A 15,718-nucleotide genomic window follows, 5' to 3' on the forward strand; every position below is an offset into this window, starting at 1 on the left:
CAGCGTGCATGTTCGGTAGAACGGTGCGTGTTTGACCAGTAGAATACTACGCATCTGTCCAATAGGGTCTGTATAGCCTGGTCAGGAGGCATCGATGGCATACCTTCCCCGCGTGGTCGACGACACCCTGCGAGAGATGCTCGGGGGTACTCGTGCGATCGCGATCGAGGGCCCTCGTGCCGTCGGGAAGACAGCCAGCGCGGCGCGGGTTGCGGCGAGTGTCGTGGGCCTCGACGATCCGGACACGCGCATGATCGTCTCGGCGGATCGGCGCCGCTATCTGGCCGGGCTCGATTCTCCGGTCCTCGTCGACGAGTGGCAGCGCGATCCGCCCGTCTGGGATGCCGTGCGCCGGATCGTCGATGACGACCCGCAGCCTGGGAGGTTCGTCCTCACCGGGAGCGCGAATCCGCGCGATACCCACATCCACTCCGGGGCGGGGCGGTTCATCCGCTTGCGGATGCGGCCGTTGTCGTTCGCGGAACGGCACCCGGGCATGGCCACGGTCTCGCTCCGCGACATCTGGGAGGGTGGCGACGAGATCTCCGGCAGGTCTGACGTGACATTGGCGGACTATGCCCGGGAGATCGTCGACTCGGGTTTTCCCGGCATCAGGGCAGAACCACCGACGGTTCGCCGCAGGGCCGTCGCTGACTACGTGTCCCACGCGCTGGAGCACGAGGTTCCTGAGCTCGGAGGGGTTCGCCGCCGTCCGAGGTCTCTCCATGAGTGGCTCCGCGCCTACGCGGCCGCGACATCGACGACCGCTACCTTCGAGGCCATCGCGGCCGCGGTCGACCGCGCTCAGCCACCCAGCCGGACGACGATCAATGACTTCCGTGACGTCCTCCAGCGGCTGTGGCTCCTCGATGAGGTGCCTGCCTGGAATCCCGGAACCATCCGTCTGAACCGCTTGGGTCGCGTGCCGAAGCATCACCTGGCCGATCCGGCTCTGGCGGCTGCCCTGTTGCAGTTGAGCGCAGGCCGGCTGATCGAGGGACGCTCTCTCGGAGGGGCGCAGGACTCGCTCAGGGACGGTCCTCTCTTCAGCACCTTCTTCGAGTCGTTGGTCGTCCAGAGCATCCGCACCTACGCCGCTGCACTTGAGCTCGAGGTCTCCCATCTGCGGATGCATCGCGGTGAGCGGGAGATCGATCTCGTCCTTCATGCGGGCGACGGACGTGCGATCGCCATCGAGGTCAAGCTCGGCCAGGCGGCCGACGATCACGACGTCCGCCACCTCAACTGGTTGTTCGAGCAGATGGGCGAGGACCTCGTCGCTCGCATCGTCGTCACGACCGGGCCCGCGGCGTATCGGCGAGGCGACGGTGTGGCCGTCGTCCCGTTGAGCCTGCTCGGGCCGTGACTGTGCCCCGAGTGGCGTGGCGTCGGCGTCCTCCCGACCAGGGCCAAGGCGCGTCACGGTGTGGGCCGGCGTAGCCGCTGTCGGCGGCTCCGCCTACCCTGATCGCCGTGACGATCCTGGGCGACACGCTGACCATGCGCCGGCTGTCCGGCACCGGAGCGTGGACGCTGCTGCGCGGCGACAACGCGCCGGTGGCGCTCGCCGTCCTGGGCGGTCACCTGGGGGACCAGCGGCGTCGGATGCCCGCTCCGGAACTGTTCGAGGCGGTGGACGCGGACCTGGCGGAGCTGCGCAACCACGGCTTCCAGGTACCGCGCACGGGCGCCCAGTACTGCCGCGACTGGCTCACGGCCGGGTACCTGGTCCGCCGTCCGGGCGAGGCCCGCGAGGAGCTGTTCGAGCTGAGTGAGGCGGCGCTGACCGCGGTGCGCTTCGTCGAGCAGCTCGCCGCGCCCCGGGCGAGTGCCACCGAGTCGCGCCTGGCGACGATCGTCGAGCGGTTGCACCGCCTGGCGGTGGACACCGACCCGGACACCACACGCCGCATCGCCGCCTTGCAGCGCGAGCGGGACCGCATCGACGCGCAGATCGCAGGGTTGCTGGCGGGGCAGGACGACACCTTGCCCGAGGACCGCGCGGCCGAGGCGGCCGCGGACATCCTCGCCCTGACGGCGGAGATCCCCGAGGACTTCGCGCGCGTGCGCGGCGCACTGGAGCACCTCAACCGGGACGTGCGCACCAAGCTCGTCGAGGAACCGAGCTCGCGCGGTGCGGTGCTTGACGACGTCTTCCGTGGCGTCGACCTGCTGGCCGAGTCCGATGCCGGACGCACCTTCACCGCGTTCTACGCCCTTGTGCTCGACGCCGAACGCACCGCCGCGTTCGAGGCCGACGTCGAGGATGTGGTCACCAGGCCGTTCGCGCGCCGCCTGGATGCGAGTCAGCGAGACCAGCTGCGCCGGCTGCTGCCCGCCCTGCAGGACGCGGGCGGCGAGATCCACCAGGTGATGACGTCCTTCAGCCGGAGCCTGCGCCGGTTCGTGCAGTCCGAGGAGCTCGCCGAGGACCGCCGCGTGCACCGGCTCGTCCGAGAGACCGTGGCGATGGCGCACCGGTTGTCGGGCGACGTCGCCCCGTACCGGAAGCTCGACGTCGAGCTCGACCTGACCGCGGTGAGCGTCTCGCGGCTGGCCGGGATGCGGCTGCACAACCCGGCCGACTCCGAGACCGTCGAAGTCGTGACCAGCGCTGAACCACAAGAGGCCGACCTGGCCGCGCTGCGCGCCGCCGTGCGGGCGTCGGAGATCGACCTGGCCGAGCTCACGGGCAACGTCAACGACGTCCTTGCCGTGCGTGGTCCGTCCACCATCGCCGAGGTCCTCGCCGACCGGCCCGCCACGCAGGGCGTGGCCTCCGTCGTCGGGCTGCTGGTGCTTGCCGAGCAGCACGGCACCCGCACCGGTGAGTACCGCACCGAGCGCGTCACCTGGGAGCCGGTGAGCCCGGGCCCCCGGCGTGGCGCCCACCTTCCGCAGTACCTGTTCGAGGAGCCGCTCACATGACCGAACTCGACACCACTCTCGCGGCGCCGGGGGCGTACGACGGCGCCGGCCCGCCCGCCGTCGAGCCCCTGTGGGACGGCGACCCGGGCACCCTGCGCGAGGACTCGCGCCGCGCGCTGACCGCGCTCGTCAAGGGACCGTACGTCTCCGCGGAGCGGCACTCGGCGATCTGGCGCGCGCTCGTGGCTGACACGCCGGCGATCCGCTCGCGCCTGGCCGACCTGTTCCTCGACCTGGTCGTGGACCCCGCGCTCGGGGTGGCGTTCGTGCGTGGGGCACAGACCGATGCGGGGACGGCACCCCAGGTGGTGCGCACGCTGCCGTTGACCTTCATCGACACGGTGCTGCTGCTGCACCTGCGTGGCGAGCTCGTCCGGTCTGGTGGTGCTGGCCGGGTCATCGTCGGTCGTGACGAGGTGTTCGAGCACCTGCACGCCTACCGCGCCGCGGCATCCACCGACGAGGCCGGGTTCGCGAAACGGATCAACGCCTCATGGACCAAGCTGGAAAAGCAGAACATCCTGCTGGCCACCTCCACCACGGGCCGCTACGAGGTCTCCCCGGTTCTGCGGCTCATCTTCGGGCCGGAGGAGATCGCGGCGGTCCGCGCCGAGTACAGCCGACTGCTGGACGACGACGCGGAGGGCCGGCCGTGAGCGAGACGACCACTGCCCCTGCGGTCGACGCGGCCCTGACGCCCACGCCCCACCCGGGCCAGTGGCGCCTGGAACGGGTCGAGCTGGTCAACTGGGGCACCTTCCACGGGCATCACCGCATCGACGTGGCTCGCCAGGGCTTCCTGCTGACCGGAGCGTCCGGGTCGGGCAAGTCCTCGCTGGTCGACGCCATCACGGCGGTGCTGACCCCGCGGGGCAAGACCCGCTTCAACGCCGCCGCGGCGGACGCCACCACCAGGGCCGGGGACCGCACCGTGCTGTCGTACGTGCGGGGCGCCTGGCGCCGCGGCACCGACGCCGACACCGGGGAGATCGCCACGCAGTACCTGAGACCCGGCGCCACCTGGAGCGCGATCGCGCTGCGCTACGGCGACGGGACGCACGACGCCGACGGCGCACCGCGGACGGCCACGTTGATCAAGCTGTTCCATGTCAAGCGCGGCGCCAACAGCCTCGGGGACGTCCAGGACGTGCACGTGCTCAGCCCGGAACCGGTGGACGTGCTGGACGTGGCGGACCTGGTCTCGTCCGGCCTGGACGTGCGGGGCCTCAAGAAGCGTCTGCCCGGTGCGCACGTCGACGCTGAGCACTCCCGGTTCGTCGCCCGGTACTCGCGGCTGTTCGGCATCAGCGGCGACCGCGCCGTCCTGCTGCTGCACAAGACGCAGTCCGCGAAGAACCTCGGCAGCCTGGACGACCTGTTCCGCACGTTCATGCTGGACGAGCCCGCGACGTTCGCCACCCGCGACCGCGCCGTCGAACAGTTCACCGACCTGTCGCGGGCTCACCAGGCCGTGGTCGAGGCGCGCGAGCAGATCGCCGTGCTGGATCGGCTGCCGGATGCTTCGACGTCCTACGACGACGCCGGTGCGGCCCAGCGCGACGCCGACGAGCTGGCCGCCGCGCTGGAGGACTTCACCCAGACCTGGAAGCTGGACCTGGCCCGGCAGGCTGCCGACACCGCCGCGGACGACGTCGCCCGGGCGACGATCGCCCGCGACGCCGCCCGCGCTGGGCGCGAACAGGCGGACCTGCGGCGTCGGGAGGCTCAGGGCACGGTGGACGATCGTGGTGGTGCCGAGCTGTCGGCACTGACGACTCGCATCGAGGCGCAGGAACTGTCGCTACAGGTCGTCACCCGCGGGCGGGACCGGCTGGCGCGCGACCTGGACCGGGTCGGCATCGCGGCCCCGACGTCGGCCGAGGACCTGCACGAGCTGCAGCGAGCCGCCCAACGGGAGGCCGCCGACGCCGACGCCGCCGACGCCGAGCACCAGGCCCGCGCCGAGGAGCTGTGGACGGCGCGGACGACGGCGGCCGGCGAGCTGCACCGGATCGAACGGGAGATCCAGGCGCTGCGCGGCAACCGCTCCAACATGGGCCACGACCTGACCACGGCCCGTCAGCTGATCTGCCGCGCCACCGGACTGCCCGCATCCGCCCTGCCGTTCGCGGCCGAGCTGCTCCAGGTGCGCCCCGAGCACTCGGACTGGACCGGAGCGATCGAGCGCGTCCTGCGCCCACTCGCCACCGTGCTCCTCGTGCCCGCCGCGCACCTGCCCGCCGTGCGCGCCGCGGTCGACGCCACCCACCTCGGGACGCGCCTGCGCTACGAGGCGGTCCCGGCCGCCGTCGAGCCGCCCAGGCGACCGTCCGGGGACGACTCACTGGTCTACCGCGTCCAGGTCGCGGACTCCCCGATGCAGGCGTGGCTGCACCGGGAGCTGGCCCGGCGCTTCGACTACGCCTGCGTGGAGGGTCCGGACGAGCTGGCCGAGCACGAACGCGCCGTCACTCGTACCGGGCAGGTGCGGCGGGGTCGTGGCTCCTTCGAGAAGGACGACCGGTTCGCCGTCCACGACCGCTCGCGCTGGTTGCTCGGCTTCGACAACGCCGACAAGGTCGACCACTACCTGGAGCTGCTGCGCGCGGCGAAGGAACAGGTCGGTCAGGCCGACGTAGCGCTCGGTGAGCTGGGCCGCGCCCAGGAGTCCGTCAAGGCGCGACGCCGAGTCCTGGCCGAACTCGACGACGTCGCCTGGTCGTCCCTCGACGTCGATGCCGCGCAAACCGAGCTGACGGCGGCACGGGAGGCACGCGCGGCGCTGCTGGCCGCGCAGGGCGATCTACGCTCCGCCCAGCACCTGCTGAACCTTGCCGTCGAGACTGCGGGTCAGGCGCTCGCAGTCGAGCAGTCCGCCGCGCAGAACCTGGCCGCCGCGCAGGCCGGGCTCGACCACCTCACGGCAGCGATCCGCGAGATGGAAGCCGTCGACCACCACGAGGTGCCGCCGTCGGTCCACGCCCGGCTGGAGGCCGTCTTCTACGAGCACCAGAGCACGCGACGGGTGACGCACGCCTCGATCGACGCCGTGTCGCGGCGGGTCAGCCAGGAGCTGTCCCGGCGCTCCGCGGAGGCGACCCGGGCCCGTGCGGCGGCCGAGGTCGCGATCGGGCAGATCGCCGGGGACTTCGCGCGGCGTTGGCCCGCCCTGACCGGAGACCTCACGGCGACCGTCGAGGATCGCGGCGGGTTCCTCGAGCTGCTCGGGACGTTGCGTGCGGACCGGCTGCCGGACTTCGAGCACCGCTTCTTCGACATGCTGCGCCAGCAGTCGCAGCAGAACATCGGCCTGCTCGCCAACGAGATCCGCCGTGCCCCTGCCGAGATCAAGCGTCGTGTCGAACCGATCAACTCCTCGCTGATGCGCAGCGAGTTCGCCCCCGGCTCCTACCTGCAGATCTCCGTGGAGGACGCCAAACCCGCTGCGGTGCAGGAGTTCCTGCGCGATCTGGCGACGATCGCGTCCGGGGCGCTGGGGGAGGACGAGGACCGGGCCGAGGCCGAGCGCCGGTTCGAGGTGCTCGCCCGGGTCATGCACAGGCTCGGGTCGTCGGAGTCCGCGGACCGGACCTGGCAGACCCTGTGTCTCGACACGCGGCGGCACGTGCGGTTCACCGGGGTGCAGGTCGACGCCGAGGGTACGCAGCTCGACGTCTACGACTCCGGAGCCGGCCGGTCGGGCGGGCAGAAGCAGAAGCTCGTCGTGTTCTGCCTCGCCGCCGCGCTGCGCTACCAGCTCGCCCGCGACGCCGAATCGGTCCCGTCGTTCGGGTCGGTGGTCATGGACGAAGCGTTCGACAAGGCCGACGCGGCCTTCACCCGCATGGCGCTCGACATCTTCCGCGAGTTCGGCTTCCACATGATTCTGGCCACCCCGCTCAAGCTGCTGCAGACGCTGGAGGAGTACGTCGGCGGCATCGCCGTCGTCCAGTGTGCCGATTCACGTGAGTCCAGCGTGTCCGCGGTGGCGTTCGACGACGTACCCCCGTCGTCGTGACGGGCAGGGCCGACCCCGGCGCCGCGCGGCGGGCGGCCGCCAAGGTCTACGACAGGCGGTTCGCCGCATGGGCCGTGGTCGACGTCGACGCGGAGTGCGGCGTCGATGCGGGCGTCGTGCCCGAGTCCGGCGGCGAACCAGCATCCGAATGGCTCATCGACCGCCCGTTGCACCCGCCGTCGGAGCGCGCGGCGCTCGCCGACACGACCGGCACCGCTTCCTGGATCGCCGCGTGGCGTGAGGCCGACCCGGGCAGCGATGCCGACGCGCACGGTCGTGCTGACGGTCACGTCGTGTGGGCGTCGCGACGCTGGGCCAGCCTGGGCACCCAGACCGTGCCCGACCGGCTGCGTCTCGGTACGCCAGGTGCCGTCGCCCGGTTCGCCGGGCGCTCGAGGCACTGGAAGCGGGCCGTTGCGTGCGCTTCGGCGCTGCTCGGGCTGCTGCGGGCGGCCGCGGACAAGGATGCACCGAACCGGGATGCCGCCCGTGACGCCGTCCGGCGCGTACTCGGCATGGTCGTCGACCTCGACCCGGCCGACACAGAGCGCCTGGTCGGCGTCCTCGGCTGGGTGCTGGAGCACGAGACGGCCGGGCTGTTCGTCCGCCAGGTGCCGGTGCGCGGCGTCGACACCAAGTGGCTGGAGCGCCATCGCCGCATCGTCGACCCGCTGTATGCCGCGGCGACCGGGCGCGCCGGGCTCGACCTGGCGCAGCGACCGGTGCAGCTGCGGGTTCGGTTTCTCGACCCGGCACTCGCGCCGAGCGGTCTGCGCGACGTCACCGCTCCCGTGGCCGAGCTGGCCGGTCTCGCCGTCGCACCGCGCGTCGTTGTCGTGGTGGAGAACCTGGAGTCCCTGCTGGCCCTGCCGGACCGCGCGGGCGTGGTCGCCGTGCACGGCCAGGGGTATGCGGCCCGTCACCTGCATCGCACCGGCTGGGTGGCGGCGGCCGACATCGTCTACTGGGGTGACATCGACACCGATGGGTTGAAGATCCTGTCGGCCGTGCGGAGCCACCTGCCGCAGGCACGGTCGATCCTCATGGACCGGACCACCTTGACAGAGCACCTCGATCTTGCTGTTCCCGAGCCTCGGCCCCGTCGGGCGGTCCCTGAGCATCTGACCGATATCGAAGCGGATGCCTTCGCGGCGCTGGCAGAGCTGGGTGACGTCCGCCTGGAGCAGGAACGCATCCCGTGGGGCACGGCGGTGGCGGCCCTGGACGCCGCACTCAGGTCGAAGGACGCCGGCAGTCACCCGATCATGTAGGCGATGCCGTCGCCACGGTCTGCGGCCTGGGCGACGAACGTCTGAGCCTGACCCAGGAAGTTCTTGAGGTCGGTGCGACGGTATCGAAGGTGCCCTTCGGGCTCGTCGTCGGAGGAAGCGTACTGGTCGATGTCGCGGTCGGTGATCGTCGCAAGGTCTTGAGACGCGGTGCGGACCCCGGCGGGTTCGATGGTGCGCAGCCAGGGGATCGACCCCATCGGGACGTGGGTCATGTGCCCCTCGAAGAGACGGAAGGACGGACGCGCGGGCCGTCCGCGCCGCGGGCCGGTGAGGTCCTGGAACTCCGGCCAGGCCTTGTCGAGGTACAGCAGGTTCGGGCTGGCCTCAGGGTCGCCCAGTCGGCTCCATGCGGCGAAGAACGGATCATCAGGCAGCGAGAGGCGTGGTTCGTGGACGACGATCTCGGCATCGTCGGCGGGCCATGCGGACGCGTAGTAGCGGATTCCCATGCCTGCGACCATGGCCGGGAGGGATCTGTCGCCGCTACCCCCGGATCAGATCTGTGGAAGACGTGCCGCGGCCCGCATCACCTGAAGGGCTTGGCGCCCTGCCGGTGAAGTGTCGATCCTGGAAAGGGTGAGTGCGTCGACGCGCACCTACGGGGTGAGGGTGGCCAGATCGATCTCGACGTCGAACGGCAACGGCGTGCGCAGGGAGCCGCGGGCGACCTGTGTGCGTGTGTAGGCGCCGGTCGTGGCGTCCAGCTCGTAGACGGACACGACCGGTGCGCCGTCCTCGTCGTCGACGAGCCACATGCTGCGGATGCCGGCGGCCGCGTACTTGAGCGGCTTCATGTGCCGGTCACGTTCGGCGGACTCGGGGGAGACGACCTCGACGACCAGCTCGACCGTCTCGGCCGGGATCCAGGTCTGGTCGCCCTTGTACGGTGAGGTCGAGACGATGACGTCCGGCTCGGGGCGGTTGCGCTCGTCCAGCACGACGGTCATCTCGCGATCGACCCGGTAGTTCTCGGGGGCCTGTGCCCGGAGCGCGCTGCGCAGCGCGTCGACGACCTCCATGTGCCAGCGGCGCTGTGGCGACATCGTGAAGATCAGGCTCCCGTCGATCAGCTCGGTGTGGCGGGGCGCGTCGGGAAGGTCGTCGAGGTCGGCCGCGAACCAGCCCTCGGGGCGAGGCGGGATCATCCAGTCGGGCAGCGTGCTCATCGTCGGCCTCCTTCCGCTGGTCGTCTGGAGTCCACGGTACCGGAGCAGCCCTGTCGACGAGCGCCCCGCAGGTCGTCCCGGAGATGCCAGTGCCAAGAGCCTTCACCCAGTTCTGCAAGGTGCCGCGAGCGATGCCGAGATCGGCAGCGATCGCCTTGAAGGTCGCCCCGGGCGTCGACTCGTACAGGTCGACCGCCTGACGGCGGAACTCCTCGGAGTAGTTCCGAGGCGCTGAGCAGCGCGGTTGACACCGGTCGCGCGCGGGCGTGTACTGATCCCAGGTTCGAACAAGTGTTCGAGTCTCTGCCGGACGTCCAGACCGACAGCTCGACCGCCGGGAGGGAGGCCGCATGAGCGTCGTCCCCGAGGTCCGTCCCGAGGCGCGAGAGCACCGGACGGCCCACGACGACCGGCACGCCCGCGCGCTGGCCGCGCTGCGGGCCGCCGAGCACGGCCTCGTCCGCCGCCCGCAGCGGGCCCCGGCATCCGGTACGTCGCCCGGCACGCCGTCGTCCCCGGTGCCCGCCCGTGAGGCCCCGAGCGCTCCTGTCGACCCGTCGCCGACCCGCCCGGTCCACCCCGCGCTCGCTCCGCTCCTGCCGGGCGGCGGGCTGCCGAGCGGCGGCGTCCTCACCGTGCAGGGCTCCACCAGCCTGCTGCTCACCCTGCTGGCCACCACCTCGCACGACGGCGCCTGGGTGGCCTTCGTGGGCGCCCCGGCCGTCGGGATGCTCGCCGCGGACGACGCCGGGATCTCGCTCGAGCGCACCGCCGTCGTCCCCGACCCCGGCCCGGACGCCCCTGCGGTGCTCGCCGCGCTGCTCGACGGCATGGACGTGGTCGTCGTCGGCCCGCGCGCCGCCCTGCTGCCCGCCGACCGCCGCCGGCTCGCCGCCCGCACCCGGCAGCGCGGCGCCGTCCTGGTCTCCACGGGGCACTGGCCCGGGGCGCACGTCGTGCTCGACGCCCGGGGCGGGGCCTGGGCAGGCACCGACGCCGGTGCCGGGTGGCTGCGCCGACGCACCCTGTCCGTGCTGCGCACCGGGCGCGGGTCCGCGGCCCGGCCCGTGGAGATCGACGTCGAGGTGCCCGTCTGCGGTGACATCCCGGCCACGTCCGCGCCGACCGCGCCCGCCGCCGGTCGCGAACCCCGGCTGAGGATCGCATGAGCACCCGCACCGCGGTGCTCTGGGTGCCGGACTGGCCCGTCGTGGCCGCACTGGCCGCCGCGGAGCTCGACGCCCACGTGCCGGCCGCCGTCCTCGGCGCCCGCTCGCGCGGCGGCTCGACGGCGGGACGCAGCGTCGTGGCGACCTCCGCCGTCGCGCGCGCCGCCGGGGTGCGCCGCGGGATGCGTCGACGGCAGGCCCAGGGGCGCTGCCCCGACCTGGAGCTGCTCGAGGTCGACGACGCCCGCGACGCCCGCGCCTTCGAACCGGTGGCCCAGGCGGCCGAGACGGTCGTGGCGGGGATCGAGGTCGCCCGCCCCGGACTGCTCCTGCTGCCCGCGGACGGCGCCGCGCGCTACCACGGCTCCGAGCGGGCGCTCGCGGAGACTCTCGAGGCCGCCGTTGCCGCGCGCACCGGTCACGAGTGCCAGGTCGGGGTGGCCGACGGGCTGCTTGCCGCCGTCCTCGCCGCCCGCGCCGACGCCGTCGTGCCGCCGGGGGAGTCCGCGGCCTACCTGGCCGGGCGGCCGGTGGGCGAGCTGGTGCACGCCGTCTGCGAGGCCGGTGCCGTGGCCACCGTGCGCGAGGCGGCGGGGCTGTGGTGGCGGCTCGGGCTGCAGACGCTCGGCGACCTGGCGGCGCTGCCCGCCACGAGCGTGGCCGGCCGGTTCGGGGACCTGGGGACCTGGGCGCACCGGCTGGCCCGCGGCGAGGACGAGCGTCCGCCGGCCCGTCGTCGCATCGAGGAAGACCTTGCCGTCGAGACCGAGCTCGACCCCCCGGCCGACCGGGTGGACGTCGCGGCCTTCGCCGCGCGGCGGCTGGCCACCGAGCTGCACACGCTGCTGACCGACCGCGGGTCGTCCTGCGGACGGCTCCGCATCACCGCGCGCACCACCGAGGGCGAGCTCGAGCGCCTGTGGCGCACCGACGCCGCCGCGACCGGCGGGCTCAGCGCCGCACGGATCACCGACCGGGTGCGCTGGCAGCTCGAGGGCTGGCTCACGGCCTCGGCCCTGCGCCGGACTGGCACCGACGGCACGCCGGAGGTCGCCCCGCTGGTGCACCTGACGCTCGGGGCCGAGGACGTCGCGCCGGCCGGGACGCACCAGCCGCGCCTGTGGGGCGCCGACGCCGGCGAGGACGCCCGCGCCCGCCAGGCGCTGGGGCGCGTGCAAGGGCTGCTGGGCTCCCAGGCCGTGCTCACCGTGCGGCTCCAGGGTGGGCGGGACGCCCGCAGCAGGGTCCAGCTCGTGCCCTTCGGGGAGGAGGCAGCCCTGGAACGTGATCCCGGCCTGCCGTGGCCCGGCGCGCTGCCGAGCCCGGCACCGGCCGTCCTGCTGCCCGACCCGGCGCCCGCCTGCGTGCTCGACGCGACGGGCCGCGCCGTCGTCGTCGACGTCCGGCTCGCCGCGAGCGGTGATCCCGCGCTGGTGCGCTGGGAGCAGGACGGGCTCACCGAGGTGCACGAGGTCGTGGGCTGGGCAGGTCCGTGGCCGCTCGCCGAGCGGTGGTGGGCGCCGGACGGCGGTCGTCGCCGCGTCTACCTGCAGGTCGTGCTCGACGACGGCCGCGGGCTCCTGCTGGCCCAGCTCGACGGCGCGTGGCAGACGGAGGCTGTCTATGACTGAGCCGGAGGTGCAGCGGAAGGTGGGGTCCGAGGAACGAGGAGCGCGCCAGGAGCGGAGCCGCAGGCTCGGTCAGGAAAAGTATGACTGAACAGCCGAGGTACGCGGAGCTGCACGCCCACTCGGCGTTCAGCTTCCTCGACGGCGCCTCCCACCCCGAGGAGCTGGCGGCCGAGGCGGCCCGGCTGGGGCTGCAGGCGCTCGCGCTCACCGACCACGACGGGCTCTACGGCGTCGTGCGGTTCGCCGAGGCCGCACGGTCGGTCGGCCTGCCCACCGTCTTCGGTGCCGAGCTCCACCTCGAGGCCCCCGTCCCCGGCGGTGCGCCGGTGCTCGACCCGCCGACGGGCGTCCCGGACCCCCGTGCGACCCACCTGCTCGTCCTGGCGCGCGGCGCCGACGGCTACCGGAACCTGTCCCGGGCCGTCGCGACGGCCCACCTCGACGCCGGGGTCAAGGGCCACCCCCCCGACCCGCTCCGCCCCCTCGGGGGCCCCGCGGTCCGGCCCTGGCTCGTGCTCACGGGGTGCCGCAAGGGTGCCGTGCGCCGCGCCCTCGAGGAGGTCGCCCCGGACGGCGGACCGCCCGGTCCGGCGGCGGCGCGGGCAGAGCTCGACCGGCTCGTCGCGGCCTTCGGCCGGGACAACGTCGCCGTCGAGATCACGGCCACCGGTGATCCTCGGGACGCCGACCGGCACTCCGCCCTCGCCACGCTGGCGACGGAGGCGGGCCTGCCGCTGGTCGCCACGACGAACGCCCACTACGCCCGCCCGCGCGACGCCGACCTGGCGGGGGCGCTGGCGGCCGTGCGCGCCCGGTCCTCGCTGGACGGCATGGACGGATGGCTGCCCGGCGGCCCGACGGCGCACCTGCGGTCGGGTGCGGAGATGCTGCGCCTGCACGCCCGGCATCCCCAGGCGGTGCGTACCGCCGCCGAGCTGGCGGCCGAGTGCACGTTCGACCTGCACCTCGTCGCGCCGAACCTGCCGCCCTACCCGGTGCCGGACGGCCACGACGAGGCGAGCTGGCTGCGCGAGCTGGTGCAGCGTGGCGCGACGGCGAGGTACGGCGCGCGAGGGGCTGAGCGGGTCCCGGGTGCGTGGGAGCAGATCGACCACGAGCTGCGCGTCATCAACCAGCTCGACTTCCCGGGGTACTTCCTCGTCGTCTACGACCTGGTGGAGTTCTGCCGGCGCGAGGGCATCCTGTGCCAGGGCCGGGGGAGCGCGGCCAACTCCGCCGTCTGCTACGCGCTCGGGATCACCGCGGTCGACGCGGTGCGGCACGGCCTGCTGTTCGAACGGTTCCTCGCACCCGAGCGGGACGGGCCGCCGGACATCGACATCGACATCGAGTCGGTGCGGCGCGAGGAGGTCATCCAGCACGTCTACTCCCGGTTCGGCCGCACGCACGCCGCCCAGGTCGCCAACGTCATCTCCTACCGGCCGAGGTCTGCGGTGCGCGACGCCGCCCGCGCGCTCGGGTACGACGCCGGGCAGCAGGACGCGTGGTCCACGTCGATCGAGCGGTGGGGGTCGTTGCGCGGCCCCGACCCGACCAGCCCGGCGGCGGACGCGAAGGCCCGGGACGCCCGCGCGTCCGACGGCGCGCCGGCCACCCGGCGTCAGGAGAAGAAGGCCCGGGTCGCCGCCCAGTGGGGGCACCAGGGGTCCGGCCGGGTCGTCGACCCGCTGGCGGTCGACGCCGGCGAGGTGCGGCGGGCCGACGACGGGCACGACGTCGTGCCCGCGCAGGTGCCGCCGTCGGCCGAGGAGACCGGGGAGATCCCCGGGCAGGTGATCGATCTCGCGGACCGGTTCCTGCGCCTGCCGCGGCACCTCGGCATCCACTCCGGCGGCATGGTCATGTGCGACCGCCCCGTCATCGAGGTCTGCCCGGTCGAGTGGGCCCGGATGGAGGGCCGCACGGTGCTGCAGTGGGACAAGGAGGACTGCGCCGACGCCGGTCTGGTCAAGTTCGACCTGCTCGGCCTCGGGATGCTCACGGCGATCCGGTACGCCTTCGAGTCCGTCCACGAGCACACGGGGGAGCGTCTCGAGCTGCACACCCTGCCGGAGGAGGACCCTCAGGTGTACGACCTGTTGTGCGCGGCGGACACCGTGGGGGTGTTCCAGGTGGAGTCCCGTGCCCAGATGGCCACGCTGCCCCGGCTGCGGCCGCGCTGCTTCTACGACATCGTCGTGGAGGTCGCCCTCATCCGGCCCGGCCCCATCCAGGGCGACTCGGTGCACCCGTACATCGAGCGGGCGCGCGGGCGGGAACCGGTGACCTACCTGCACCCGCTGCTGGAGCCGTCGCTGAAGCGGACCCTGGGTGTGCCGCTGTTCCAGGAGCAGCTCATGCAGATGGCGATCGACGTCGCAGGGTTCACCCCGGCCGAGTCGGACCGGCTCCGCCGGGCGATGGGCTCCAAGCGGTCCGTGGAGCGCATGGAGGCGCTGCGGGAGCGGCTCTTCGAGGGGATGGCCGAGCGCGGCGTCCCGCCGGACGTGCGCGAGGTGATCTACGACAAGCTCAAGGCGTTCGCGGACTTCGGGTTCCCGGAGTCGCACGCGTACTCGTTCGCGTTCCTCGTGTACGCCTCCGCCTGGCTGAAGGTGCACCACCCGGCGGCGTTCTACGCGGGGCTGCTGGCGGCGCAGCCGATGGGCTTCTACTCGCCGCAGTCCCTGATCGCGGACGCCCGCCGGCACGGGGTGACGGTGCTGCGACCGGACGTCAACGCCTCCGCGGCGCTGGCGGGCGTCGAGGCCACGGGGGCCGGGGCGCTCACGGTCCGGGTCGGGCTGTCGGCGGTGCGGGGTCTCGGCACCCAGGTGGCGGAGCAGACGGCGGCCGAGCGTGCCGAGGGAGGTCCGTTCCGTGACCTGCGGGACCTCGTGCGCCGTGTCGACCTGTCCACCGCCCGGCTCGAGGCGCTCGCCACGGCCGGGGCGCTGGAGTCGTTGGGCGTGACGCGGCGGGAAGGGCTGTGGGCGGCCGGCGCGCTCGGCCAGGAGGGGCCGGGCACCCTGGAGGGGGTCGTCGCCGGGGTCGAGGCGCCGCCGCTGCCGGGGATGAGCCCTCTCGAGATCGACGTCGCGGACGCCTGGGCCACCGGCGTCACCCCCGACTCCACCTCCCCGCTGGAGCACGTGCGCGCCGGGCTGGACCGTCAGGGTGTGCTGACCGTGGAGCAGGCGATCACGACGGAGCCGGGCCGCCGGGTCGCCGTCGGCGGGGTGGTCACGCACCGGCAGCGTCCCGGGACGGCGGGCGGGGTCACGTTCCTGTCCCTGGAGGACGAGACGGGGCTGCTCAACGTCATCTGCACGCCAGGCCTGTGGCGGCGGTTCCGCACGGTGGCCCGTGGCGCGCCGGCGATGGTCGTGCGCGGCCGGGTGGAGCGGGCCGACGGCGCGGTCAACCTGCTCGCGGAGCACCTCGCGGCCCTGCGGCTGCCGGTGGCGACCCGGTCGCGAGACTTCCGTTGACCGCGGCGTCCGAGGAGGGTTCT

At 73.3% G+C, this 15,718-nt stretch carries 10 protein-coding genes and 1 pseudogene; 8 read left to right on the forward strand and 3 right to left on the reverse strand.

What is annotated here, in order from left to right; all coding sequences use genetic code 11:
- Window positions 1-112: 112 nt before the first annotated feature.
- The 5 genes from ACH5HR_RS00395 (at window position 113) to ACH5HR_RS00415 (ending at window position 8,217) form a co-directional block, all read left to right on the forward strand.
- Window positions 113-1,366, forward strand: a complete 1,254-nt coding sequence (locus ACH5HR_RS00395) for an ATP-binding protein (protein WP_416475644.1) — start codon at window positions 113-115, stop codon at window positions 1,364-1,366.
- A gap of 107 nt (window positions 1,367-1,473) precedes the next feature.
- The gene (locus ACH5HR_RS00400; RefSeq protein WP_416475646.1) at window positions 1,474-2,928 is read left to right on the forward strand and encodes a DUF3375 domain-containing protein; all 1,455 of its coding nucleotides are present in this window, start codon (window positions 1,474-1,476) and stop codon (window positions 2,926-2,928) included.
- Entirely contained in the window at window positions 2,925-3,584 is a 660-nt protein-coding gene (locus ACH5HR_RS00405) for a DUF4194 domain-containing protein (protein ID WP_402377346.1), read from the forward strand. The genes ACH5HR_RS00400 and ACH5HR_RS00405 overlap by 4 nt, the downstream gene beginning before the upstream one ends.
- Window positions 3,581-6,946, forward strand: coding sequence for an ATP-binding protein (locus ACH5HR_RS00410; RefSeq protein ID WP_416475647.1), 3,366 nt, complete (start codon window positions 3,581-3,583; stop codon window positions 6,944-6,946). The genes ACH5HR_RS00405 and ACH5HR_RS00410 overlap by 4 nt, the downstream gene beginning before the upstream one ends.
- Entirely contained in the window at window positions 6,943-8,217 is a 1,275-nt protein-coding gene (locus ACH5HR_RS00415) for a Wadjet anti-phage system protein JetD domain-containing protein (protein WP_416475648.1), read from the forward strand. The genes ACH5HR_RS00410 and ACH5HR_RS00415 overlap by 4 nt, the downstream gene beginning before the upstream one ends.
- Here ACH5HR_RS00415 and ACH5HR_RS00420 read toward each other — a convergent pair.
- From ACH5HR_RS00420 to ACH5HR_RS00430, 3 genes and pseudogenes are all read right to left on the reverse strand, one after another.
- Window positions 8,202-8,687, reverse strand: a complete 486-nt coding sequence (locus ACH5HR_RS00420; RefSeq protein ID WP_416475650.1) for a hypothetical protein — start codon at window positions 8,685-8,687, stop codon at window positions 8,202-8,204. The genes ACH5HR_RS00415 and ACH5HR_RS00420 overlap by 16 nt on opposite strands.
- Before the next feature lie 147 nt (window positions 8,688-8,834).
- Window positions 8,835-9,404 carry a Uma2 family endonuclease gene (locus tag ACH5HR_RS00425; protein WP_402377356.1) on the reverse strand — a complete coding sequence of 190 codons (570 nt, stop codon included), beginning with the start codon at window positions 9,402-9,404 and terminating at the stop codon, window positions 8,835-8,837.
- An 88-nt stretch (window positions 9,405-9,492) separates the two neighbouring features.
- Window positions 9,493-9,756: pseudogene (locus ACH5HR_RS00430) on the reverse strand (transposase); the annotation flags it as partial.
- Here ACH5HR_RS00430 and imuA' point away from each other — a divergent pair.
- From imuA' to ACH5HR_RS00445, 3 genes are all read left to right on the forward strand, one after another.
- Window positions 9,755-10,573 (forward strand): DnaE2-dependent mutagenesis accessory factor ImuA', encoded by an 819-nt coding sequence (gene imuA', locus ACH5HR_RS00435; protein WP_416475651.1) that lies wholly within the window; start codon window positions 9,755-9,757, stop codon window positions 10,571-10,573. The pseudogene ACH5HR_RS00430 and the gene imuA' overlap by 2 nt on opposite strands.
- On the forward strand, window positions 10,570-12,204 hold the full coding sequence (locus tag ACH5HR_RS00440; protein ID WP_402377362.1) for a DNA polymerase Y family protein: 1,635 nt from the start codon (window positions 10,570-10,572) through the stop codon (window positions 12,202-12,204). The genes imuA' and ACH5HR_RS00440 overlap by 4 nt, the downstream gene beginning before the upstream one ends.
- Window positions 12,205-12,284: 80 nt before the next feature.
- The gene (locus tag ACH5HR_RS00445) at window positions 12,285-15,695 is read left to right on the forward strand and encodes an error-prone DNA polymerase (protein WP_416475653.1); all 3,411 of its coding nucleotides are present in this window, start codon (window positions 12,285-12,287) and stop codon (window positions 15,693-15,695) included.
- Window positions 15,696-15,718 lie beyond the last annotated feature (23 nt).

Origin of the sequence: Isoptericola maris, assembly GCF_048065335.1 — a bacterium.
GTDB classification, from domain to species: Bacteria; Actinomycetota; Actinomycetes; order Actinomycetales; family Cellulomonadaceae; genus Isoptericola; species Isoptericola rhizosphaerae.